The sequence below is a fragment of the Clostridium sp. 1001271B_151109_B4 genome (assembly GCF_015670405.1).
In the GTDB taxonomy this organism is placed as follows: domain Bacteria; phylum Bacillota; class Clostridia; order Clostridiales; family Clostridiaceae; genus Clostridium.
In genome coordinates this window covers 167,125-192,732 of record NZ_JADPBQ010000001.1, presented here as the reverse complement: position 1 = coordinate 192,732, position 25,608 = coordinate 167,125, and the positions used below count along the sequence as shown (strand labels likewise).

The following is a 25,608-nucleotide window of genomic DNA, read 5'->3' as shown; positions in this document are numbered from 1 at the left end:
TTGCTTTTAACACTTTAATGTGATAAAGTATTAAATAGAGAAAGCGATAAATGGGGGTAAATATTATGAAAATAAAAAATTTAATAAAGAATATAATTTTAGGGGGAAGTATATTATCTTTAAGTATATCATTATTTGGATGTTCAAAATCAACCGAAATAGAAAGTGCTTTAAGTAAAGATACTTTAATAGTTGGAATGGATGATGCATTTGCTCCAATGGGGTTTAAAGATGAAAATGGTGAAATTACAGGTTTTGATGTTGATTTAGCAAAAGCTTTAGCTACTAAGTTAAATAAAGAAGTTAAATTTCAACCAATAGATTGGACAATGAAAGAAACAGAGCTTAATTCAGGTAATATAGATTTAATATGGAACGGTTATACAATTAACGATGATAGAAAAAAGAAGGTTGATTTTTCAGTACCATATCTAAAGAATCAACAAGTTATTGTTACATTAAGCAATAGTGATATAAAAACTAAAGATGATTTAAAAGGAAAAAAAGTTGGTGCACAAAATGAATCTTCAGCTATAAGTGCAATGGAAAAAGAAGAAGATTTATATCGTAACTTTAATGGTGGAAGTGCAATTACATTCGAAGATAATAACCAAGCATTAATGGATTTAGAAGCTGGTAGAATAGATGCTGTTGTAGCAGATGAAATTTTAGTAAGATACTATATAAGCTTAAAGGGTGAAGATAAGTTTAATATATTAGATGAAAATTTTGGTGAAGAAGAATATGGAGTTGGTATTAGAAAAGGAGATACTGAAATGGTAGAAGCATTTAATAAAGCTTATAAAGAGCTACAAGATGAAGGAATATTGGCAGAAATATCTAAAAAATGGTTTGGTGAAGATATAACTATCAAGGAAAATTAATTTTAAAGAGAGGAGAATATTAATTGGAAAATATAATAACTTTTTTTAAAGAGATACTTAATTATACAACTACATTGATGCCTCAAGTTATAGTAGGCCTAAAGGCAACTTTAGAAATATTTGCGTTAACATTAGTCTTATCTATTCCCTTAGGTGTTCTTGTAGCATTAGGGAGATTATCGAAAGTAAAAGTTATAAATAAAATAACAAGTTGTTATGTTTTAATAATGCGTGGAACTCCTCTTCTTTTACAAATTGTCTTTATCTTTTTTGGACTGCCAAACTTAAATATTGTTATAGATAGATTTCCTGCTGCAATTATTGCCTTTACGTTGAATTATGCTGCATATTTTGGAGAAATTTTCAGAGCTGGTATTTCTTCTGTTGATGTAGGACAAAATGAAGCTTCAAAAGTATTGGGGTTATCAAAAACTGATACATTTTTTAGAATAATTCTACCACAAGCTTTTAAAACAGTTTTACCTCCAGTGGCTAATGAAATTGTAACTTTGGTTAAAGATACTGCTTTGGTCTATGTAATTGGTTTAGATGAACTATTAAGAGTTGGTAAAATAGCATGTAATAGAGATTCATCCTTATTACCACTTTTGATTATAGGCCTTGTTTATCTAATTCTAATTGGAATATTCACTAAGTTATTGGACAAGCTTGAAAAAAAATATCAGTATTATAGTTAAGAGGTGCTTATATGTTAAAAATAAGAGGATTAAAAAAAACATTTGGAGATACTTTGGTTCTTAAAGGTGTTGATTTAGATATTTTAGAAGGTGAGATCGTCGTTATTGTAGGTCCATCTGGTGGTGGAAAAACAACTTTACTAAGAATAATAACCGGACTTGAAAAATGTGATGATGGAAGTATTGATATTTCAAATAACACTTTATGTAAGGATGGTAAGTATTGTGATAAAAAGACTGCTAATCTTATAAGAAAAGATGTTGGTTTAGTTTTTCAAAATTTTAATTTATTTCCTCACAAATCAGTCTTAGAAAATATAATTGAAGCTCCAATACGAGTTTTAGGAGAAAAAAAAGAAAATGCAATAAATAAGGCTTTAGAAATTCTTAACTTCTTAGGCTTAAGTGATAAGGCTAACAATTATCCATGTGAATTATCTGGTGGTCAAAAACAAAGAGTTGCAATTGGTAGAGCATTAGCTCTTAATCCAAAGTTAATGTGTTTCGATGAACCTACATCAGCACTTGACCCTTCTCTTACTTTAGATGTTGCAAAGTTAATAAGAAACTTAAGTAAAAAAGGAATGTCAATGCTTATAATTACACATGATATGGAGTTTGCTAAACTTGTCTCAGATAAAATTGTCTCTATGGATTGCGGAAAAATTATTGAAAAGCATATATATAATAATTAATTTATAATTTTATATAATATTATTGCAAAACACATTAATAATTTTCTTCTTTTTATATAATACTAATACTATGTTGAAAAAAGGAGCGATTTAATAATGAATGAAAAAACAATGAAATTTACAGATGATCAAGGTAATAAGGTAGAATATGCTATATTAGAGCAAAAGCTAATAAATAAGACTGAGTATGTTGCAATGGCACCAGTTACTAACAAAAGCGATGTAGAAATATTTAAAATTAAATTTGATAAAGATTGGAACGAAACCTTAGTTCAAGTTGAATCTGAAAATGAACTAAATATGGTAAGACAAGTATCAAGTATAAAGTTCTAATGCTTTAATAAACAAGATTTTTAATCTTGTTTATTTTTTTAGTTTAAATTATTACTAGAGGATTATTATTATTTATGATAATCTATATATTGAATAAAAATTCAAGGAGGTACTATGAAAAACTTAATATTAAGTAATAGAACTAAAGGTGTTTTATTTATAATAATGTCTGCTTTTGGTTTTGCAATGATGTCTGCCTTTGTTAAATTATCAGGGGATTTACCATCATTTCAAAAAACTTTTTTTAGAAATATAACATCTTGTATAATTGCTTTTGGAATCATTTTAGTAAAAAAAGAAAGTTTCTTTGGGAAATTAGAAAATCAGAAAACATTAATTTTACGTTCGTTGTTTGGTACATTAGGAATAGTATTTAATTTTTACGCAATTGACAAATTAGTATTATCTGATGCTAATATGCTTAATAAGCTTAGCCCTTTCTTTGTAATTATTTTTAGTGCCTTATTCTTAAAGGAAAAAATAAATTTCAAACAAGGACTAGCTATTATCGTGGCTTTTATTGGTGCTCTGTTTATAATAAAACCACAATTTAACTTCGATATTATTCCATCATTAATTGGTGTTTGCGGTGCAATTTGTGCAGCAGCAGCTTATACATGCTTACGTGCACTTGGTGGAAAAGAAAAATATTATACAATTGTATTTTACTTTTCTTTCTTCTCAACTATAGTAATATTACCTTTTATGTTAATGGTTTATGAAAAGATGACACTAGTACAATTTTTATATTTAATACTAGCTGGAGTTTTTGCAAGTGTAGGCCAATTTGGAATTACTATTGCATATAAATATGCTAAAGCTAAGGAGATTTCAATTTTTGATTATAGTAATATTATATTCTCTGCAATAATTAGCTTCGTTTTATTTGGAGTTTTACCTGATTATTTAAGTGTTATAGGATATTTAGTGATCTTCAGTGTATCATTATATATGTTTTTATATAATAAAAAATTAGATAAAATTGAAAGCAAATAAACTTCTTGAGGGGTTGTATCATAAAATTTGATACAACCTCCTTCATTTATAGTATTAATATAATTATTTTATATGCTATAATTAATTTTTGAAAAGGAGTAGAATAATGTACAATAATGAAAAAATGAATATATTGGATATTCTTCTTAATAATGAAGATAAAGATGAATTAAAAATTGAAGTATATTTAAATAAGATAGATTATAATAGTAAAATTTCTGTAGAATTTAAAATCGGATTAAAGAAAACATCATCTAATAGACTAAATATAATAAAAGATATACGCCAATTTCTTGTTTATTATGAAAATCATATTCCTTTAAAATATAGTAATGATTTTACATTTGATATTAATAAACAGTTTTTTTCTAGTAAAGACTTAGCATTAATTAACTATATATATGAACTTATTGAAATAGACGGAACGAAATTTAAGCATATTAAACCAAAGGACAGAACTATTGATGGAAAATATATATACCCACCAAAATATTTAATGAAAGAATTTTTTAATACCATAAAAGACCATAGGGTATATTTTAATGATAATTTTTTTAGCCGTCCAGTTGATTGTGAAATACTGATTGGTAATCCTTATTTAGAAATGAATTTAGAATATAAAAATAATGAATATATACTAAGGTTACTTTCTGATTTACCATTAATGTTAAATGATAACTTTAATATTATGATTAATGGTACAACTATACTTTTACCAACTAAAGATTTTATAAATAAAATTAAACCTTACTATGAAATATTTTCAAGTAATACTAAAGTTATTTTTTCAAAAGAAGAAGAGAATAGAATTTTAAAACAACTTATTCCTACCTTAAATAATATAAGTGATAATTTAATATTATCTTCAAATATACAAGAAAAAGTAGTTTTAGCAAAACCATTATTTAACTTTTATTTTGATAAAGAAGATAATTTCATATTAATGACATTAAAAGTGCAATATGATAAATATGAATTTAATATATTTAATGAATATGATCAAAAAGTAATATATCGAGATTATAATAAAGAGAGTCAAGTAATTTCACTTTTAAAATCTTTGGGCTTTGATCATGTTAATGGTAAATTCTATTTAACCTTTGGTGATGACTATATTTTTAATTTTTTCAAAAATAAAATTTATGAACTTCAAAATATAGGTACAGTATATTATTCTGAAAATTTTAAAGGTCTTAGAACTATTAATAATAAGAGTATTATAGGGCATATTTCTGTTGGAAAATATGATTATTTTGAATTAAAGTTTGAAATAAAGGATATTCCTAAATTTGAAATAAATAATATTTTAAGAGCATTTAGGGATAACTTAAAATATTATAAACTTGAAAACGGAGAATACTTAGATTTAGAAGAATTAGAGTTAAATAACTTTTTAAAATTAATAGACAACTTAAATTCTGATAATATAATAGAAGATAATACTATTGAATTCCATAAAAGTAAGGGACTTTATACAAATGACTTTATAAAAGAAAATAAAATTAAATTTTTAAAAGGTCTAAATAGTTTAAAGAGCTTAAAAACTCAATTTAATAATATAGATAAATTACAATTTGAAGTACCAAAGGAATTTATTGGGAAACTTAGAAGCTATCAATATAAAGGTTATTGCTATTTAAAAACCTTATCACAACTTGGTTTTGGAGGAATACTTGCTGATGAAATGGGTCTTGGTAAGACAATACAAACCATAGCTTTTTTATCATCATATAAGCACAAAACATCACTTATAATAGCTCCCTCTTCTTTAGTATTTAATTGGAAACAAGAGTTTTCTAAATTTGCCCCTTCATTAAATGTAGCTTTAGTAAATAGTACAAAAGAATATCGAAGTAAAATTATAAGTAATGCAAATAATTACGACGTATTAATCACTACATATTCACTATTAAGAAATGATATTAATGAATATACTAATATTGAATTTGAAACTATCATATTAGATGAAGCACAAAATATAAAAAATTATAATTCACAAAACGCAATAAGTGTTAAAAAGCTTAATGCTAAAAATAGATTTGCTTTAACAGGAACACCAATTGAAAATTCATTACTTGAGTTATGGTCTATTTTTGACTTTATATTACCAGGATATTTATTTGATAGAGATACTTTTATTGTTAAGTATTATAGAAGATATTTAGACTGTAAAGAACTTTCAGATGAATTTAAAAAATTAATAAAACCTTTTATTCTTAGAAGAATAAAAAGTGATGTATTGAAAGAACTTCCATCAAAAATTGAAAAGATAATAGAAATTGAACTTCCAAAAGAACAGCAAGATGTATATGGTGTGTATACTAATACTGTTATAGACTTAATTGAAAAGAAAATAGTAAATGATGAATTTTCATCTAGGAAAATCGAAATATTGTCTTATATAACGAAACTAAGACAAATAGTTTTAGATCCAAGTGTAGTTTTAGATAATTATCATGGTGGAAGTGGTAAAATAGATACATTAATAGATATACTAAATGTAGCTGTAGAAGAAAATCATAAAATTCTTGTATTTTCTCAATTCACTTCAGTTTTAAGTAGTATAAAGAAACGACTTGAAGTAGAAAATTTAACTTATTGCTACTTAGATGGATCTCTATCCCAGAAAAAAAGAGATGAAGAAGTATTTAAATTTAATAATAGTGATTCATCTATATTTTTAATAAGTTTAAAGGCTGGGGGAGTTGGTTTGAATCTTCAAAGTGCAGATATTGTTATTCACTTTGATCCATGGTGGAATCCAGCAATAGAAGCCCAAGCAAGTGATAGAGCACATCGGATTGGACAGAAAAAAATAGTTGAAGTAATTAAACTTATTGCTAAAGATACAATAGAGGAAAAAGTGATCAAATTACAAAATGAAAAAAAAGAATTAATTAATAATATATTAGATGATAAATCACTTAAAAATAATCATATATTTGATTTGTCAGAAGATGAAATACTAAATTTATTTAAATAAATTAATGTTATTTAAATAAATAACTATAAGGAGAACAAATGGACTTAAATAAAGAATTTTTAGAAAAATACAATGATTTAATGAATGAAGATGTTGAAAAGGCATTAAACTTTTCTATTAACTGCTTAAAAGAAAGCAATAATCCAGATTTTTATGCATACATAGCAGATTGCTATATGTCATTAGAAGATTATGATAATTCAATACAAACCTTAAAATTAGCATTAAATGAAAACTGCAATAATATAAGCTTTGTAAAAAGTCTTTTAGGTGAATCTTATTTCTATTTAGGAGATTTTAAAGAAAGTAATAATATTTTCTTAGAACTAAAAAAAGAAAACCCTAATAGTTTTTTTGTAATAGCTTATTTAATGGATATAAATATTTATTTAGAAAAATATGATTATGCCATAGAATTAGGGGAAGAAATTTTAAAATCTAAAACATTAAACAACAATGATACTGCATATATTTTAGTAAATATAGGTTGGATATATTTAAAATATAAAAATAACTTAGAAAAATCATTTGCTTATTTTAAAGATGCACTTAATATAGATGAAAATTTAGGTAGAGCATATATAGGATTAGGAGAATATTATTATAATATTCATCAATATACTGATGCTTTAATAAGTTATGAAAAAGCTATAGATTTACAAGAAGGTACTATTGATGTTTATTTTGGAATAGCAATGTGTTATAAAGCCTTAAAACAATATGAAGATGCATTAGGTTATCTTCAAATAGTTCATCAAGCAGATAGTACTAACGAATTATATATAAAAGAAATTGCAGAGATAGAAAAATTATAAATTTGAATTAACTTATTAAAAAGTGCTTATACTAAGGTTGAGGTGATACTTATGTACCAAAGTATAGGAATAAACTTAAGTAAAAGTTTGGATACAGCAACAAAAAGAATCAAAATCCCTGCTATTACTCAAAGAGATTATTACAAATCATGCAATAACTGTGAAGATGAAATATTAAATTTTTATAAATCTGATTGTGATGAAAGTGATTTAAATTATGATAAGAGCTTTGATTATCTAGATGAGGATGAAACTGATATAGATAATGAATGTAATTGTGGCTGTGATGATAATTGCATGATAGAAAAATTTAAAAACTTAGATTCAAAAGTTATAGTAGGTGCCAGTATAGGAGCATTACTTGGTTGTGTTGGATTATACCTTTTACTTAGGAGAAAATAAAACATTTATATGTTTTAAATAAGCGCCGTTAATAATATCGGCGCTTATGCTTTATTTTAATATTTAAATATAAAAAAACTTTAGGAGAGTATAAATGAAAGAAATTATTATTTGTGTAGATAAAAATGATAAGGAAATTGGATTCATAGAAAAAATGGATGCTCATATTAAGGGAATTCTTCATAGGGCAATTTCTGTTTTTATATTTAATGATAACAAAGAATTGCTCCTTCAAAAAAGATTTAGTGGAAAATATCATTCACCTAGTCTTTGGACAAACACATGCTGTACTCATCCTAACAAAGATGAAAAAACTAAAGATGCAGCTAATAGAAGACTGAAAGAGGAAATGGGCTTTTCTACAGATATTGATGAAGTATTTTCATTTATTTATTATGTTAAGTTTGATAATGAATTAATCGAACATGAATTTGATCATGTTTTCTTTGGAAAATATAATGGCCCTGTAAATTTTAATACAACTGAAGTTGAAGATTATAAATGGATTTCACTACAAGAATTAAAAAAAGATATAAAACTAAATCCACAAAGATATACTTTTTGGTTTATATATATAATGAATAATCATATTAATGAAATAGAAGAGGCTCTAAATAGAATATAATAAGTCACCTAGCTTTATTTATTAATTGCTATTGTAAGATATATAATAGTAATATAAAATATTTTATATTGATTAATATATTTATTTTAAGATACATTAGAAAGGATAAAAAAATATGAATACAAAGAAACCACAAGAATACATAGCTAATATTTCTAAAGCTTCTGCTTATTTTGCATTAAATAACGGTCCAATTAAGGAATTGGTTAAAAATGGTAAGATTACTGAAGAAGAAGCAACAAATCTACAAAAGTACATGCAAAATCATTTATCATATCTTTACACTGTTTTACTTGAAGAAAATAACTTAAAGAAATTTGATTTAATTATTAGTACAATGAATAAGTTTTATGTCAATGATAAAGAAGAGGTTCTTATAGAAGATGATGGTTTTGATAAATTTTATAATAATTTATTCCCAACAGCATCAAATATAACTATAAAATAGTTTTTTATAATCATTGACCTTTTACCAAATTATGAATATAATGGTATTAAATTAAAACTTTTAAATTCATAGATAAGGGATAGTAATATATCTTAGCTTCATTAAAGAGAGTTAAGGATGGTGAGATCTTAACAAGAAGGAGTTATATGAATGGGCCTTTGAGAAGTAAAGGGAAAGCATTGCTTAGTACCGGAAACCGTAACCTACACGTTATAGTAGGACAAGTATGATAGTACTTGGATTAAGTGATGAAATTTTTATACTTAAATTTCATAAATTAGGTGGTACCGCGGATTATATACTCCGTCCTATTTTTAGGACGGAGTTTTTTTATTGTTTATTAGGAGGTGATTAATATGGTATGAAGTTTTGTTAAATTCATAATAGTAAAAAATCTTAATAAAAGTTATTTATATTTAGGGGGAATTCAAAATGAAAAGAAATTTAAATACAAAAAAAATGATCATAAATGCACTACTATTAGCAATAGGTGCCATATTACATCAAATTACTCCAGCTCTAGGATTACCAATGCAACCTGATTTTGCATTAGCAATGTTATTTATTATTATGATTATAAACAACAATGATTATAAAACATCTCTTATTTGCGCTATAATAACAGGAGTATTTACAGCGTTAACAACTAAATTTCCTGGAGGTCAAGTACCAAATATTATAGATAAATTAGTAACTGTAAATATAATGTTTTTATTTATTATGATAATAAATAAAGTATCACAATTAACTAAACTAAATACTAAACTTGAAAAAAATATCGTAGTTTTATTAGGTTTTCCAATCGGAACATTAGTTAGCGGTACTACATTTTTATTATCAGCAAAACTTATAGTAGGATTACCTGCAAGCTTTACAATTCTTTTTCTTACAGTTGTTATACCAGCTTTATTAATTAATACAATAGGTGGATTTCTTTTATACCATGCTATTAATGTATCATTAAAAAGAGTTATAACTATATAATTTTAAAAGAGCAAATATGTTAAAATATTTGCTCTTTATTTTATAATATATCTTATTTATATTGAAATTTACTCTTGCTTTTGATACATTATAAATATCATTTTATGTGTTTAAAATATTGAATATGAAATTATTATTTGTATAATTAAGCATTAATCTAAGGAGGAAGGATTATGTATATTGCATTTGGAAATAGAGTTTTAGATAGCAATGATATAAAAAATATTATTGAAGAAAATACTGAATTCAAAGTTATTAAAGATATGAGTAAAGGATCTAAAAGAGAGGATATTGTTGCCTTTAATTTAAGTGTTAGTATTGATATGCTAAATGAAGAAATAAGTGAAAGTATAAATATCAATGAAGAGGATGAGGATTCATTATTTGAAGAATATATGGCAACAACTGAAGAACTTGGATTTGAATTAGAAGAATACTTACCTGAAGATTCAATTATGGACTTTAAAGCTTACAAATGGGAACCATCAGATAATGATATAAAAGCAGTATTAGTTATGGCTAATGAGGAGCTTGGAAATAATAAATTGAAGGATGTAATGAAAAGATTATTGACACAAGTCGAATAATAAATTATTAAGTTTTAATAAAGAGGCAAGATAAATAACTATTTTATCTTGTTTTTTATTATATAGGAAAAAATTTGAAAAAATGATACAATTATTTTATATAATATAAAATAAAATAAAATTTTAGTTCATAAGTATTAAATATTGAACTTTAGTCGAGAATTAATTTGAGAGGTAATATATGAAAAGTACAGATTATATTGAAAAAATTGAAATAAACGATAATCCAAAGGGTACGTATTCAATTGATTTATGTCCTATTTCCAATACTATACGTTTTACAGCACAATATGATGGATGTATTTATGCATATGTAGTTGGTGATTTTAATAATTGGAATAAATCTGATGAATATAAGCTAATATGGCAATTAGATACACGTGATGGTTTATTGAAAATGATGAAAGAAATAAAATTCCCAAGTAAATTGAAGCCTGGAAAATATAAATATAAATATATTTTAATTGACGCTAATGGAAATGAATTATGGGTAGATTCAGAGGGTAGCGAAAAAAATAGCTTTAGTTTTATATGGGAGCCTATTAAAAATGTCTTAAAAATTTATTCTTCTAGTAATGTAGTAACTTATAAACGACCAGTTGAATTATTAGGAGTTTGTACAGGACTATATGGCAGGATTTCCCTTACTGAAATGAATTGGTTCATAGAAAATAGTTATCCTGGCATAGAAATTAAAAATAATTATTTATTTGTTGATAAAAATGTTCCAGAAGGATATGAAATTATTATCAATGGAACTTCTATAAATAATGAGTATACTTCAAAGAAAAAAATAAAGGTTAAAAATAATAATTATGAAGGAACTTTAGTTCATTTTTATATAGAAGATAGCAATTATGAAGGAAATGATTTTATCTGGAATTGTTGGAGCTTTGGTGAAAATTCTTCTGGTGAAGAGAAAAACTTTACCTATAACACAGACTTTGGTTTTTCTAGTTATATTAATAATGATTACTTAATCGTAAGAAAAAAACAGTGGGGAAATAATTGGATAAATTATTGGTCAGAACAGACAATTACTTATGATTTAAAAGGTAATTACAAAGATATTTACCTTATTCACGGAGATAATAGAAGTTATAAATCTCTTAGAGATGCGTTAGTTGCAAGTCAAACTAATATAAAATTTGCTGTAATGGATAATGCCAACAAAGTTAAAATTTATCTTACTAGTGAGCCTTTATTAGGAATTGATTTTGAACTTTATTTAAATGGTGAAAAAGTAGAGGGTACCTCTTCAATTATAAGAGGAAAGAAGATTATTATAACAAACCTCCCTCATCATATTCGTGCAAATGACTTATTGTTGGTATCAGCTTCTAATACCTATAGGCCATATAAAATTTTGATGCGTGATTATTTAGATAAATTTTATTACTCTAAAGAAGACCTTGGTGTGACTTATTTAAATAATTCAATTTCATTTAAATTATGGGCTCCTACTAGCATAAAGGTAGAATTATTATTATACAAGGATTGGTATATAAATCATGAAGCTGACGTAACTAGATATCAAATGGTATATGACTATAAAACTGGAGTTTATTCTACAGTTTTAAATAAAGAGGATGCTGATGGCTTATATTATTTATATAAACTTTATTTTAGAGATGTAGATGTAAATGGAGAAATTATAGAAAATGTAACATATGCAGTTGATCCATATGCAAATTCAGTTTCTGTAAATGGTGATAAAGGCTATGTATTAGATATCAATGAAAGAAGTACTAAACCTATAGGATTTATTAACCATAGTATACCTTCATTAGTGAATAAAGATGATTCAATCATCTATGAAATGCATATTAGGGATTTTACTATTGATAAAAGTTCAGGCGTAATTGATGGCCTGAGAGGCACTTATTTAGGAGCAGTAGAAGAAAACACAATATATAGCAATCCTTATAGTGGTAAATCTATTAAAACAGCAATAGATCATTTATGTGAATTAGGAGTTACGCATGTTCATTTAATGCCTGTATTTGATTTTGGCTCTGTAGATGAACGTTTTCCAAGCTCTAATAACAGAAATTGGGGATATGATCCTAAAAACTTTAATGCACCTGAGGGTAGTTATTGTAGTAATCCTTATAATCCTATAACAAGAATAATTGAATTAAGACAAATGATTATGAAGTTTCATGAAAAAGGTATAAGAGTAATAATGGATATGGTTTATAACCATATGATGTCTACTATTAACATGGATAATATTGTACCAGGTTATTATTTTAGAACAGACCATTTAGGACGATATACAAATGGTTCAGGTTGTGGAAATGAACTTGCTTCTGAAAAACCTATGGTTAGAAAGTTTATTATTGACTCTTGCATGCATTGGATTAAAGATTATAAAATAGATGGAATAAGATTTGACTTAATGGAATTATTAGATATTGATACTACAAAGGAAATCGTACGAAAAACAGCTAAAATTGATAAGAACTTTTTAATATATGGCGAACCATGGAAGGGTGGTAGCTCACCACTAACTAATGGAACTTATAAAGGATCACAAAAAAACGAAAATTTTTCTGTATTTAATGATACTTTTAGAGATGCAATTAGAGGAAATAATAGTCCCTCTTGTGGATTTATAAATGGCAATTCTTGCAGTTCCGATTTTTCATGGAGCATAATTGAAGGGTTAAAAGGTTCTATATATACCCTAACAGCTAAGCCAAATGAAAGCATTAATTATATTGATGCTCATGATAATTATACCATTTGGGATCAAATAGAAAAAAGTCAAAATCCAAGTTTAAACTCTGGTGATTATCGAAAAAACATACCTAATTATCCTTTAAGTTCAAGTCTTGTTAGACAGAATATTTTAGGAATGGCAATAATATTTTCAGCACAAGGTATTCCATTTATTCAATATGGAGCTGAATTTTTAAAAACAAAACAAGGTGATCATAATAGCTATAAAAGCAGTGATGATATAAACTCTATAAAATGGAATGATAAGGAAAAGTTTATAGATGTTTTCAATTATAATAAAGGATTAATCGAAATCAGAAAAAGTCTACCACATTTTAAGGTTGGAGATCCTGAAATTATAAAAAATAATATTAACTTTATTTTTGCTGGTAATAGTGAAAATTGTGGTGTTTTAATTCAGCATATTAATTTAAATAATTATAACAAAGGAGAAGTAGTTGTTGTTTATAATGGAACAAATATTGATAATTATGACGTAAACAACTATATCCCATCTTCTAGCAGTGGTTATTGGAATATTATCGCAAATGAAAATACTGCTGGAATGAAAATTATAAATACCGTTTTTAATAATCAAATTCCAGGATTAAAATCATATTCAATTATGATTTTATGCAACAATATAAATTTCAATTAAATATTATAGTAGTAATTACAATTAAAAATATTAAAACTAAAAAAGAAAGTAAGATTAAATTTTATTTTAATCTTACTTTTTGAATTATTAACAAATAAAACAGTTACTTAAATCATATATTTATTCTGTGAATTAATTATAAAGGAGAAATATTTTGAAAGCGAGAAGTGCATTAAAAAATTTTGCTTTATGGGTAAGCCTAGCAATTGTAGTTAATATTTTTATTTATGTTATTTTTGGAGCAGAACCTGGATTAGAGTTTCTTGGTGGATACATAATAGAATTAAGTTTAAGTGTAGATAATTTATTTCTATTTTTACTTGTCTTTACATCCTTTAATATACCCATTTCATATCAAAAAAGAGTTTTAACATATGGAATACTTGGTGCAATAGTATTAAGGTTTATGTTTATTTTTTTAGGAGTTGCAATAGTAAACACATTCCATTGGATACTATATATTTTTGGATTTTTCTTATTTTGTAGTGGTATGAAAATATTATTCAATAAAGAAGAAGCTGTTGATTTTTCAGATAGTAAAGTATTAAAAATTATGAAAAAGATAATTCCTGTTACTGATGATTTATGTGGTGAATGTTTTTTTGTACGTAAAAATGGAGTGCTACATGCAACTCCATTACTATTAATCTTAGTATTAATTGAAAGTTCAGATATTATTTTTGCTATGGATTCAATACCAGCTATTTTTTCTATTACTACCAATCCTTATATTGTTTATAGTTCTAATATATTTGCTATATTAGGTTTAAGAAGCTTGTATTTTCTTTTAGCTAAATTAAATAGTATGTTTAAATATATAAAATATGGAGTAGCATTTATTTTAATGTTTACAGGAGTAAAATTATTTATAGCGTTCTTTGGAATAACTATTTCAACAATAATTTCACTCCTTGTAATAGCGATTATATTACTAACTAGTATTTTATTTTCATTATTACGTACTTAATTATCTACTTTAGAATAATATAATATGAGGCTTTTTAATTAATAAGGAGGTAACTTCTTTGGCAGATGCTCTTGATTTACTTATTTATCTAGATGAATCATTGACTAAGAATTTAAATTCACTAGTTATTGATGGATTTATAGAAAAAAGAACTTCGAGATTTATTGAAGATAGAACCTTAAGTGCTAAAACTGGAAATGAAGGATCGAACCAACATTATGGAGAAGATAGATGTATTCGCGATGAGCGAGATGGATATAAAGGTAAAAATTTTACTGAAGCAGATACTATAACAACATTAAATAAGGATAATCAATCTGTTGAAGGTAGAAGATTTATTAGACGTGAAGAAGAATTAACACGAATTTATACAACTTTTGAAATTCATCAACAATTATTGCAAGGTTTAAATGAAGCTAATTTAATCAAAGAATTTTCCGAATATTCTTCAATCGATACAATAAACTCTGGAGATTATATTAAATTAAGTGGTAATATTACTAATGAGTCTATGGTGTCATACATAGATAGTCTATCAAATTTACTTTCTTGTTTAGGAACAGATAATTTAAATTGTATATGTAATTCTTCTAATGATTTAGATAATTCACTACTTAATTATAATACTATGTATAAGCAAGTAGATTACTTAAAGTCACTTTTAACTGTTAATAACAGTCAAGATATGATTATTAATTGTGGAAATACAGATGTTGTTTTAACAGTAAATAATAATAATTTCGTTAGTACCTATGCAAATATTTATGATAATGAAGAATGTCCTTGTACGGTAATAGGAAAAGTCATAAGAAAATGTGATAATAATCATTGTATCCATTTATTAAGAAAATCAGGACAAGCGAACTTTTATGAAAACTTTTTAAGTTGCTGTTCTCCTTTGATGCAAAGACTTTCTAGCAATGGGATTTATTTGCCAGAACAACCAAGATTTAAAGTTCCTGGTGAATCTTTATTAGTTGTACCAATAAGTATGATTATATAAATAATAATTTCTAATAAAAAAATAATAATTTATATAAAAATGAACTGCTTCTGTCTACTTGACTGGAGGCAGTTCAATAGTAATAACTTATTAAATTTTTTTATTTAATTTCAGAAAGAATAAAATCAACAATCTTCATATAAAGCTCTAAAGCATCTTTATTAGATAAATTCTCTAAGTAGTGAGTACAATTTTCTAAAGTATAAAAGTAAAATTTATTGTTTAGCTCTATACCTCTTTCATATAATTCAACAGAAGTATCATAAGGAACTATATTGTCTTTTTTACTATGTATAATTAATGTATCTGGTAAATCCTCTTTAATATAATTGATAGGACTATATAATTTAGAGTAGCTTTCTATATCTTCAGTAGTAAACTGATCGACAATTTCACTTGGACCTGCACTTAAGTTTATTTTACTCAAATCAGAAGGACCAAATAAATCAACAATATATTTTACTTTTGATGGATATTTCTTTAATGAAACATCACCAATAAATTCATCATTATCAGAAAAGGCTGCAATCATTGATAGTTGTGCACCAGCTGATGGTCCAATAAGTCCAATATTATCTACATCAAAATTATATTTATCTTTATTTTTATATACCCATCTTATTGTATCTTTTACATCAGATATTTGTTTATCAAATATTACTTTATTATCCATTAATTCGTAGGATGTACTTATAACAGCAAATCCTTCATCTTTTAATAAATCAATGATTGATGAAATAGCTTGGGGAATAACCTTATCACCATACATCCATCCATTTCCAAATACATAAATAATAACAGGCTTTGGCTCTTTTAGTTCTTCATTAATATATAAATCTAATTTTAGTGATTTGCCACCATCATTCTTGTATGTTATATCTTTATAAGTTATATCTTCAATAGGTTCACTATAAAAATCACTTGATATAGTTGGCAAGCTATTACCTAATTTAAGAACCTCATACAAAAACTTAAAATGTGTTGAATTTAAGAATCCTATAATTAAACATATTAAAATACTTACAATAATTAGCACTACTCTTTTTTTTCTCATAGATTCCTCCTATATACAGTTATATATAGAATTATTGCCATAATTTTTTAAAATATTAAAATCTCATAAAATTCATTAGCTTTTTTTCACGAATGATGTTACAATATTTAAGAAAAATATACATATAAGAGGAGTTGTTTTCTATGCAAAAATATAAACAAGAATTTATAGAATTTATGGTTAAAAGTAATGTTTTAAGATTTGGGGAATTCGTTACAAAGAGTGGTCGTCAAACACCTTTCTTTATTAATACTGGAAATTATACAACTGGAGAACAACTTGAGAAACTAGGAGAGTTCTATGCTCAAACAATAAAAGAGCGTATAGGATCAGAAGTTGATGTATTGTTCGGACCTGCTTATAAAGGAATTCCATTAACTGTTACAACAGCTATAGCAATGAATAAATTATATGGAGCTAATGTTGAGTATTGCTCTAATAGAAAAGAAGTTAAAGATCACGGTGAAGGTGGTATTTTACTTGGAGCTAAATTAGATAATACAAAGAAAGTAGTTATAGTTGAAGATGTAATGACTGCAGGAACTTCAATTTATGAAACAGCACCAATCTTAAAAGCTCAAGGTGACGTTGAAATATGTGGATTAGTTATTTCAGTAGATAGAATGGAAAAGGGTAGAGGTGAACAATCTGCTCAATCAGAAATCAAAGAAGCTTTCGGTATAACAACATATCCAATAGTTACTATGGCTGAAGTAGTTGAATATCTATATAATAGAGAAATAGATGGAACTATATATATTGATGATAATATTAAAGCTGCTATATCAGAATATTACAAAAAATATGGTGTTTAATATAAAAATAGGATAATGTAAAAACATTATCCTATTTTTTTAATACATAACATTTATTTGATAATCATTTTCCTTAAAAACACTTAATATATTTTCTATATGTTCATGTCCATTGGTTTCAACTGTTACTTCTAATAATACATTGTGAATTCTGTTAATTGCTTTAAATTGATTATGTTCAAGTTTTACTACATTTGCATTTTCACTAGCTAAAATACTTGATATTTTTAATAATTCACCTGGAACATTTTTAAGCTCAACAGAAAAACAAAGTAATCTACCTTTAGATACTAATCCATTATTTATAAGTGATGAGATAGTTAACATATCTATATTTCCTCCACTTATAACACAGCATACTTTTTTCTCTTCAACATTCAGTTGATTAAGCGCAGCTAAAGTAACTACCCCCGAAGCTTCAGCTAATAACTTATGTTTTTCAGCTAATAGAAGAAATGCTTCTACTATTTCTCCTTCAGAAACAGTAATTATCTCATCCACATAATCTTTTACTATTTCAAATGTACGACTACCAGGTGTTTTAACTGAAATACCATCTGCAAGTGTATTAACAGAATCTAATGTACAAATTTTATTGTTTTTTATACTTAATGCCATTGAAGGAGCACCTTCGGCTTGCACCCCAATTATCTTAATATTAGGATTTAGTTCTTTTGCAGCAAGACTAAGTCCACTTATTAGTCCACCGCCACCAATCGGCGCTACTATATAATCAAAATCACTTATATCCTCAAAAATCTCTAAGGCAATGGTACCTTGTCCATAAATTACATCCATATCATCAAATGGATGTATAAATACTCTTTCTTCCTCTTCTTCTAGTGACTTTGCTTTCATGAATGCATCATCATAGCACTTTCCGTGTAATATAACATTTCCACCATAGTTTTTAGTTGATTCTACTTTTAAGTATGGCGTAGTTTCAGGCATTACTATAGTTGAACTAACCCCAACTAATGAAGAAGCATATGCAACTCCTTGTGCATGATTTCCAGCTGAAGAACAAATAACCCCCTTAGATTTTTCAGTTTCACTTAATGATATAATTTTATTTAATGCACCTCTTAACTTATAAGCACCAGTTAACTGTAAATTTTCACATTTCATATAAACATTATTTTTACACATTTCACTAAAAATATTACTATACAATAATGGTGTTTTTATAACTGTATCCTTTATATTTTTTCTGACATTTATAATTTTTTCTAAATGCATAATATCTAGCCCCTTTTCATCTATAACTAATATTTATAAAAATAGCAATAATTATATATTATCATAAAATAAACCATTAATCGATTATTTTTACATAAGATGCAGTTTACATTAACTTTTCCTTATATAATTAAAGATATAGTTGTATTAATTTAATATTAAATATATAATTACCTTGAATATTAGGAGACGGAGTGAAAATAATGGAAGAAAGATTACAAAAGTACATGGCTCAATGTGGTGTAGCTTCTAGAAGAAAATGTGAAGAAATAATTTTAGAAGGTAAAGTTAAGGTTAATGGAATTGTAGTTAATGAACTAGGTACAAAAATTGATCCTGAAAAAGATACAGTAGAGTTTAATAATAAAATTATAAAGATTGAAGAAAAGAAAGTATATATTATGCTTAATAAACCAGAAGGATACATTACTTCGGCTAAAGATGAAAAGGGGCGTAAAACTGTATTAGATATAGTAAATGTAAATGAAAGAATTTATCCAATCGGAAGATTAGATTATGATAGTTCAGGCTTACTTTTGCTAACTAATGATGGTAGTATATATAATAATATAATTCATCCTAGAGTTTCTATTAAGAAAAAGTATATAGCTGAATGTAGAGGTAAATTTACTGAAAGTGATTTAAAGAAGTTTAAATCTGGAATAGATATTGGTGGATATATAACTGCAGAGGCAGAAATAGATATAATTTCTGAAGAAAAATCTTTTAACTCAAGAAAAAATAGTAGTGAAGTTATATCTACCGTTGAAATATCAATACATGAAGGGAAAAATAGACAAATAAGAAAAATGTGTGCCTCTTTAAATCATGAAGTAATAAGTTTAAAAAGAGTTTCTATAGGTGATATAAAGCTTGGATACCTAAAAAAAGGGCAATGGCGAGATTTAACTTCTGAAGAATTAAATTATATAAAAAATTTATAGGAGTTTTTTTATGTTTAAATATGTATCTGATGTGAGTTTACTTTCTCACAATATAATTAAAGAATATGTTTCTGCTAAAGATATCGCGGTAGATGCTACATTAGGAAATGGTTACGATTGCGATTTTTTATCAAGTAATTTTAAAAAAGTATATGCTTTTGAAATTCAAAAAAGTGCTTGTGATAAATATATTGATAAGAATAATAATGTAGTTGTTATAAATGAATCTCATGCTAAAATAGATAACTATGTAAAAGAACAGATTAATTGTGTTTGTTATAACTTAGGCTATCTTCCAGGTGGAGATAAAAATATAACTACACTTGCAGAATCAAGCCTAGAAAGTATAAAAAAATCATTAGATTTATTAGCTAAGAACGGTATTATATCAATAGCTATTTATAGAGGTCATAATGAAGGTAAGGATGAGGAAAATTGCATTATTAACTTTGCTAGAAATTTACCTAAAAGCAAGTATGGTGTAATGCTACATGAATGTATAAATAGATCTAGCACCTCACCACTATTAATGATAATTGAAAAAAAATAGTCATTATTGGAACTTTAATTTATTTTACTTGCATTTTTTATATTTCAGATTAATTATTTCATTGATTATATTAATAAAAAATGCTAAAATGATTGAAGTTAACTAAAATAGGAGAATGAAATAATGGAAAGAAGTAACAACAATGAATCAAAGGATTTAATGAAATTAATTCAAATGAGATTTCCAAAACTTAGTAAGGGGCAAAAACTAATTGCTGAATACATATTAAAAAATTATGATAAGGCAGCATTTATGACAGCTGCAAAACTAGGTGTTTCAGTTGGAGTCTCAGAATCTACAGTAGTAAGATTTGCAATAGAATTAGGTTTCTCAGGCTATCCTAAACTTCAAAAATCTCTTCAAGAGTTAATTAAAAACAAATTAACTACAGTACAGAGATTAGAATTATCTAGTGATTATATTACTGAAGGTCATGCTTTAAAGGGTGTATTAAAAGCTGACATGGAAAATATAAGAGCTACAATGGAAAAAATAGATTATAATACATTTGAAGATGTAGTAAATAATATTTTTGCAGCAAAAAGAATTTATATTATAGGATTAAGAAGCTCTATGGCATTAGCTGAGTTTTTAGGTTTTTACTTAAATATTATCCTACAAAATGTAAAAACTGTTGGGTATGGTATTTCTGATATTTTTGAACAAATGATTAATGTAGGTGAAGGTGATTTAGTAATAGGCATAGGCTTCCCACGTTATGCAAGTAGAACTATTGATGCATTAGCTTTTGCACAAGATAGAGGTGCAAGGGTAGTTGCAGTTACTGATAGTTTTTTATCTCCACTTGCAACAAGAGCAGATTATGCATTAATTGCACAAAGTAATATGGCATCTTTTGTTGATTCATTGGTTGCTCCATTATCAGTAATAAATGCACTAATAATTGCAGTTGGAATGAGAGAAAAAGAAAATATTTCATCAACATTTAACAGTCTTGAAGAAATATGGCAAGAATATAATGTTTATTCATACAATAATCGCAATGTTGGTGATGATTAAATTTCAATAAAAAGGAATTAACATTTGTTAATTCCTTTAGTTATTATAAACAAATAATTAGGAGGACTTTAAATGTCAAAAGTCATAGTTATAGGTGCTGGTCCTGCTGGAATAATGGCAGCAATTCATGCATCAAAAAAACATAATGTAATTCTTTTAGATGGTAATGATAGAATTGGTAAAAAGTTATTTATTACTGGAAAGGGTAGATGTAATGTTACAAATGCAAAAGATATAAGTGAATTTTTCGATTATATTCCAGGTAATCCTCATTTTTTATATAGTGCTTTATATTCATATACAAATGAAGATACAATAAGCTTCTTTGAAAATGCAGGAATTAAATTAAAAACTGAACGTGGGGGGCGTATTTTCCCATCGTCTGATAAATCATCTGATATAATTAAGGGGCTTTCAATTGGATTGAAAGAAGCTAATGTACAAGTTAAACTTAATTCGAAAGTAACTAACATCATTTATACAGATGGTAAAATAACTGGTGTAGAGATAAATAATACCACGAAGCTAAATGGTGATTATTTTATTTTAGCTACTGGTGGTGCTTCATATCCACTAACAGGTTCTAGAGGTGAAGGACAAAAATTTGCTAAGTCTCTTGGACATACAATTATAGATTTAAAGCCTTCATTAGTTCCAATTGAATTAAATGAACCATGGCTTAAAGAACTAATGGGATTATCACTTAAAAATATATCTTTAAGTATTCTAAGAAATGATAAGGTAGTATATAAAAATCAAGGTGAAATGCTGTTTACTAATTATGGAATATCAGGTCCATTAGTATTAACTGGATCAAGATATGTAAAAGATAATGGTAATTATGAAGCTTCTCTAGATTTAAAACCAGCACTAAATGAAAGTGACCTAGATAAAAGAATACAAAAAGATTTCTTAAAGTATCAAAATAGAGAATTTAAAAACTCTTTAGATGATTTATTACCAAAAAAAATAATTCCTTTAATTATTAAACTTTCAAATATACCCGAAAATAAGAAAGTCAATGTAATTACTAAAGAAGAAAGAAGAAATCTTGTTTACCTTCTTAAAAATCTTAAAGCTAAAATTAAGGGGCTTAGACCTATAGAAGAGGCAATAGTGACTGCTGGTGGTATAAATACATTAGAAATTGATCCATCAACAATGAAGTCAAAAATAATCTCAAACTTATCATTTGCCGGTGAAGTTATTGATGTTGATGCTTTTACTGGAGGATATAACGTGCAAATTGCATTATCAACAGGTTATATAGCAGGTAGTAGCATTTAAGTTCGATTTAGCAAATCGAACTTGCTTGAAACTCCAAATCTCAATTTGGTTAGTTGAAAGTACACTTTAGTGTACTCAGCCACTAAAAGGAGTCGAGTTTCCTTAAGTAAGATTCTAAATCTTCGATTTAGTAAATCAAACTTACTCAGCGACTAAAAGGAGTCGAGTTTCCTTTATTATTGAGAAATTTTATTTTTAATATTATAATGTACTAGAACATAAGATAGATGTAAATGTTTGAAAGGTGGATAATTATTATGAGAATATCTGTAGCAATAGATGGACCAGCTGGAGCGGGGAAAAGTACAATTGCAAAATTAGTAGGTAAAAAATTTGATTTAATGTATATTAATACAGGTGCAATGTATAGAGCCGTAGCTTTATTAGCTAAAAGAAATAACATTAAAACAACAGATGTTGATGCATTAATGAATATGATTGACAAAATGGATATGCATTTTGAAAATGATGATTTAATTTTAGATGGAGTTAATATTCAAGATGAAATTACACTACCAGAAATAAGTGAAATTGTATCTGAATATGCTTCTATTCCTGAAGTAAGAGCTAAGCTTGTAAGCTTACAAAGAAAGATGTCTGAAAAATATGATGTAATTATGGATGGTAGAGATATTGGTACTGTAGTACTAAAAAACTCAAAATTCAAATTCTTCTTAACTGCAACACCAGAAGAAAGAGCAAGAAGAAGATTTATAGAATTAGTTAATAGAGGGTTAGACGTTAATTATGACAAGCTACTAGAAGATATCATCAAAAGAGACTATATTGATAGTAATAGAGAAGTAGACCCTTTAAGAAAAGCTGATGATGCAATAGAAATTGACAGTTCAAACTATAATATTAATGAAGTAACTGAAATAATTTGTAATTTTATAGAAAATGCCTTACAATAGATAAGAAGAATATTTTTAACACAGGAGAAATATTATGAAAGTATTATTAGCTGAAAATGCTGGTTTTTGCTTTGGAGTTAACCTTGCCGTAGATGAAGCAATAAAAACTCAAAATAAGTATAATAAAAAAATATATACATTAGGTCCGTTAATTCATAATAGTGATGTAGTTAATTATTTAGAGGAAAATAATATATATGCTATAGATATTACTGCTGTAGATACACTAAATGAAGGCGATGTTATTTTAATAAGATCACATGGTGTATCAAAAAAAGTTTTGGATTATTTAACTAATAAAGGACTTATTGTTATTAATGCAACATGTCCGTTTGTAACTAATATTCAAAAAAAAGTAAATAAGTTTTCGAATGAAGGTTATAAAATTGTTATTTTAGGAGATGAAAATCATCCAGAAGTAATAGGAATTAATGGCTGGTGTAATGATTCTGCTATCATTACAAAAGATGGTAGCTTTAACAAAGATTTATCTGGAAAAGTATGTGTTGTATCTCAAACTACTGAAAAAGAAGAAAATTGGGAAAAAACTATTAATAATCTATCATTAAATACTTTTGATGATTTAAAATCATTTAATACTATTTGTGCAGCAACAGAAGAAAGACAAAAAAGTGTTTATGAGCTATCAAAAAAAGTTGATTTTATGATAGTAGTAGGTGGAAAACATAGTTCAAATACTACAAAGTTATATGAAATAGCTAAGAAAAATTGTGAAAATACTATTCACATTGAAAATGCTAATGAAATCTCAAAAGATATTTTTAAAGACAAAGATATAAAAACTATAGGGGTAACAGCTGGAGCGTCAACTCCAGATTGGATTATAAAAGAAGTAATCAAGATTATGGAGGGATTTTAAAAATGGAAGAACAATTAATTTTAATGAATGAAATGGATAGAAGATTTCGTATAGGTGATGAAGTTGAAGGTGAAATACTTTCAATTAAAGATAGTCAATTACAAATATCTTTAGTTGGATATAAATCTGATGGTGTTATTCCTTTCAAAGAATTAGCAGCTGAGGATAGAATAAATTCAGTTTTAGAAAGCTTAAAAGTAGGCGATAAAATTAAAGCTAAAGTAATAAAATTAAAAAATGAAGATAATTACGTTGTATTATCAAGATTAGAGTATGAAAAAGAAGCTACTTTAGAAAAGCTTGAAGGGTTATTTAATACAAAAGCTGAATTTGATGTTGTTATAAAAGATGCTAAGGAAAAAGGGTTAGTTGCTTATTATAATGGAGTTAGAATATTTATACCGGCTTCACAAATAGACATAAGATACATTGAAGATAAAGAAAGCTTAGTTGGAAAAACATTAAACGTAAGACTAATAGATTTTTCTAGAGACAACCTTTCAAAGATTGTTGCTTCAAGAAAGGTGATTTTAGAAGAAGCTAAAGCAGAAAAAGAAGCTGCTGCATGGGAAGTATTAAACGAAGGAGATGTAGTGAAAGCAGAAATTAAAAGATTCACAAAGTTTGGTGCTTTTGCAGAAATCAATGGAATTGATGGTTTAATTCACTTATCTCAAATTTCTTGGAAACATATTAACTCATGTGAAGAAATATTAAAAATTGGTGAAATTGTTGATGTAAAAATACTAAGCTTAGATAAAGTTGAAAAGAAATTATCTTTAAGTATCAAAGCTTTAACTCCTGAACCATGGAGCGTAGTAGATGAAAAATATGCTGTAAACTCAGCTGTACTTGGAAAAGTTGTAAGAATTAATGATTTTGGTGCATTTGTAGAATTAGAACCAGGCATTGATGGATTAGTTCATATATCAAAAATAAGTCATGACCATATTAAACACCCATCTGAAGTATTAAGCATTAACGAAGAAGTAAAATGTATAATACTAAGTATTGATAAAGAAAACAAAAGAATTGCTTTAAGCATTAAAGATGCTCAATAATTTTAGCAATATAAAGAAAGATTACACATATATATAAGTGTA

The 25,608-nt window shown here is 26.3% G+C and carries 23 protein-coding genes, 1 pseudogene and 1 other annotated feature; of the genes and pseudogenes, 22 read left to right on the top strand and 2 right to left on the bottom strand.

Annotated elements, in window-relative coordinates; translation table 11 throughout:
- Nucleotides 1-65 precede the first annotated feature (65 nt).
- The 15 genes from I4V63_RS00915 to I4V63_RS00845 all read left to right on the top strand — a co-directional run bounded on the left by I4V63_RS00915 (nucleotide 66) and on the right by I4V63_RS00845 (nucleotide 15,802).
- Nucleotides 66-884 carry an amino acid ABC transporter substrate-binding protein gene (locus I4V63_RS00915; RefSeq protein WP_195999425.1) on the top strand — a complete coding sequence of 273 codons (819 nt, stop codon included), beginning with the start codon at nucleotides 66-68 and terminating at the stop codon, nucleotides 882-884.
- A gap of 77 nt (nucleotides 885-961) precedes the next feature.
- Nucleotides 962-1,582: an amino acid ABC transporter permease gene (locus I4V63_RS00910; protein ID WP_195999541.1), complete on the top strand. Its 621-nt coding sequence runs from the start codon at nucleotides 962-964 to the stop codon at nucleotides 1,580-1,582.
- An 11-nt stretch (nucleotides 1,583-1,593) separates the two neighbouring features.
- On the top strand, nucleotides 1,594-2,277 hold the full coding sequence (locus I4V63_RS00905; RefSeq protein WP_195999424.1) for an amino acid ABC transporter ATP-binding protein: 684 nt from the start codon (nucleotides 1,594-1,596) through the stop codon (nucleotides 2,275-2,277).
- Between the two features lie 96 nt (nucleotides 2,278-2,373).
- On the top strand, nucleotides 2,374-2,610 hold the full coding sequence (locus I4V63_RS00900) for a DUF1292 domain-containing protein (RefSeq protein WP_195999423.1): 237 nt from the start codon (nucleotides 2,374-2,376) through the stop codon (nucleotides 2,608-2,610).
- 114 nt (nucleotides 2,611-2,724) lie between these two features.
- The gene (locus tag I4V63_RS00895) at nucleotides 2,725-3,606 is read left to right on the top strand and encodes a DMT family transporter (RefSeq protein WP_195999422.1); all 882 of its coding nucleotides are present in this window, start codon (nucleotides 2,725-2,727) and stop codon (nucleotides 3,604-3,606) included.
- 106 nt (nucleotides 3,607-3,712) lie between these two features.
- On the top strand, nucleotides 3,713-6,589 hold the full coding sequence (locus I4V63_RS00890) for an SNF2 helicase associated domain-containing protein (RefSeq protein WP_195999421.1): 2,877 nt from the start codon (nucleotides 3,713-3,715) through the stop codon (nucleotides 6,587-6,589).
- A 38-nt stretch (nucleotides 6,590-6,627) separates the two neighbouring features.
- Nucleotides 6,628-7,404 (top strand): tetratricopeptide repeat protein, encoded by a 777-nt coding sequence (locus I4V63_RS00885; RefSeq protein ID WP_195999420.1) that lies wholly within the window; start codon nucleotides 6,628-6,630, stop codon nucleotides 7,402-7,404.
- Nucleotides 7,405-7,455: 51 nt separating this feature from the next.
- The gene (locus I4V63_RS00880) at nucleotides 7,456-7,806 is read left to right on the top strand and encodes a hypothetical protein (protein WP_195999419.1); all 351 of its coding nucleotides are present in this window, start codon (nucleotides 7,456-7,458) and stop codon (nucleotides 7,804-7,806) included.
- A 94-nt stretch (nucleotides 7,807-7,900) separates the two neighbouring features.
- On the top strand, nucleotides 7,901-8,431 hold the full coding sequence (gene idi, locus I4V63_RS00875) for an isopentenyl-diphosphate Delta-isomerase (RefSeq protein ID WP_195999418.1): 531 nt from the start codon (nucleotides 7,901-7,903) through the stop codon (nucleotides 8,429-8,431).
- A gap of 115 nt (nucleotides 8,432-8,546) precedes the next feature.
- Nucleotides 8,547-8,879: a hypothetical protein gene (locus I4V63_RS00870; protein ID WP_195999417.1), complete on the top strand. Its 333-nt coding sequence runs from the start codon at nucleotides 8,547-8,549 to the stop codon at nucleotides 8,877-8,879.
- A 60-nt stretch (nucleotides 8,880-8,939) separates the two neighbouring features.
- Nucleotides 8,940-9,193 (top strand) — a binding site (T-box leader).
- A gap of 118 nt (nucleotides 9,194-9,311) precedes the next feature.
- Nucleotides 9,312-9,863: a tryptophan transporter gene (locus I4V63_RS00865; protein WP_195999416.1), complete on the top strand. Its 552-nt coding sequence runs from the start codon at nucleotides 9,312-9,314 to the stop codon at nucleotides 9,861-9,863.
- Between the two features lie 173 nt (nucleotides 9,864-10,036).
- The gene (locus I4V63_RS00860; RefSeq protein WP_195999415.1) at nucleotides 10,037-10,450 is read left to right on the top strand and encodes a hypothetical protein; all 414 of its coding nucleotides are present in this window, start codon (nucleotides 10,037-10,039) and stop codon (nucleotides 10,448-10,450) included.
- A gap of 181 nt (nucleotides 10,451-10,631) precedes the next feature.
- Entirely contained in the window at nucleotides 10,632-13,832 is a 3,201-nt protein-coding gene (pulA, locus tag I4V63_RS00855) for a type I pullulanase (RefSeq protein WP_195999414.1), read from the top strand.
- A gap of 154 nt (nucleotides 13,833-13,986) precedes the next feature.
- Nucleotides 13,987-14,799 (top strand): TerC/Alx family metal homeostasis membrane protein, encoded by an 813-nt coding sequence (locus I4V63_RS00850; RefSeq protein ID WP_195999413.1) that lies wholly within the window; start codon nucleotides 13,987-13,989, stop codon nucleotides 14,797-14,799.
- Between the two features lie 58 nt (nucleotides 14,800-14,857).
- Entirely contained in the window at nucleotides 14,858-15,802 is a 945-nt protein-coding gene (locus tag I4V63_RS00845; protein ID WP_195999412.1) for a hypothetical protein, read from the top strand.
- 100 nt (nucleotides 15,803-15,902) lie between these two features.
- Here the strand turns inward: I4V63_RS00845 and I4V63_RS00840 are convergent, their stop codons facing one another.
- On the bottom strand, nucleotides 15,903-16,856 hold the full coding sequence (locus I4V63_RS00840; RefSeq protein ID WP_195999411.1) for an alpha/beta hydrolase: 954 nt from the start codon (nucleotides 16,854-16,856) through the stop codon (nucleotides 15,903-15,905).
- Between the two features lie 143 nt (nucleotides 16,857-16,999).
- Here I4V63_RS00840 and pyrE point away from each other — a divergent pair, with 143 nt between their 5' ends.
- Nucleotides 17,000-17,671, top strand: a complete 672-nt coding sequence (gene pyrE / locus I4V63_RS00835) for an orotate phosphoribosyltransferase (RefSeq protein ID WP_195999410.1) — start codon at nucleotides 17,000-17,002, stop codon at nucleotides 17,669-17,671.
- Between the two features lie 39 nt (nucleotides 17,672-17,710).
- Here pyrE and ilvA read toward each other — a convergent pair whose 3' ends face one another.
- Nucleotides 17,711-18,910: a threonine ammonia-lyase gene (ilvA, locus tag I4V63_RS00830; protein WP_195999409.1), complete on the bottom strand. Its 1,200-nt coding sequence runs from the start codon at nucleotides 18,908-18,910 to the stop codon at nucleotides 17,711-17,713.
- Nucleotides 18,911-19,113: 203 nt separating this feature from the next.
- Between ilvA and I4V63_RS00825 the strand changes: the two genes are divergently transcribed.
- From I4V63_RS00825 to I4V63_RS15520, 6 genes and pseudogenes are all read left to right on the top strand, one after another.
- Nucleotides 19,114-19,854: a pseudouridine synthase gene (locus tag I4V63_RS00825; RefSeq protein ID WP_195999408.1), complete on the top strand. Its 741-nt coding sequence runs from the start codon at nucleotides 19,114-19,116 to the stop codon at nucleotides 19,852-19,854.
- 10 nt (nucleotides 19,855-19,864) lie between these two features.
- Nucleotides 19,865-20,404 (top strand): class I SAM-dependent methyltransferase, encoded by a 540-nt coding sequence (locus I4V63_RS00820; protein ID WP_195999407.1) that lies wholly within the window; start codon nucleotides 19,865-19,867, stop codon nucleotides 20,402-20,404.
- Between the two features lie 123 nt (nucleotides 20,405-20,527).
- Nucleotides 20,528-21,424, top strand: coding sequence for a MurR/RpiR family transcriptional regulator (locus tag I4V63_RS00815; RefSeq protein ID WP_195999406.1), 897 nt, complete (start codon nucleotides 20,528-20,530; stop codon nucleotides 21,422-21,424).
- Nucleotides 21,425-21,496: 72 nt separating this feature from the next.
- Complete coding sequence (locus tag I4V63_RS00810; RefSeq protein WP_195999405.1) at nucleotides 21,497-22,711, top strand: NAD(P)/FAD-dependent oxidoreductase; 1,215 nt, start codon at nucleotides 21,497-21,499, stop codon at nucleotides 22,709-22,711.
- Between the two features lie 251 nt (nucleotides 22,712-22,962).
- Nucleotides 22,963-23,625 (top strand): (d)CMP kinase, encoded by a 663-nt coding sequence (cmk, locus tag I4V63_RS00805; protein WP_195999540.1) that lies wholly within the window; start codon nucleotides 22,963-22,965, stop codon nucleotides 23,623-23,625.
- Nucleotides 23,626-23,656: 31 nt separating this feature from the next.
- Nucleotides 23,657-25,566 (top strand): annotated as a pseudogene (locus tag I4V63_RS15520) (bifunctional 4-hydroxy-3-methylbut-2-enyl diphosphate reductase/30S ribosomal protein S1).
- Nucleotides 25,567-25,608 lie beyond the last annotated feature (42 nt).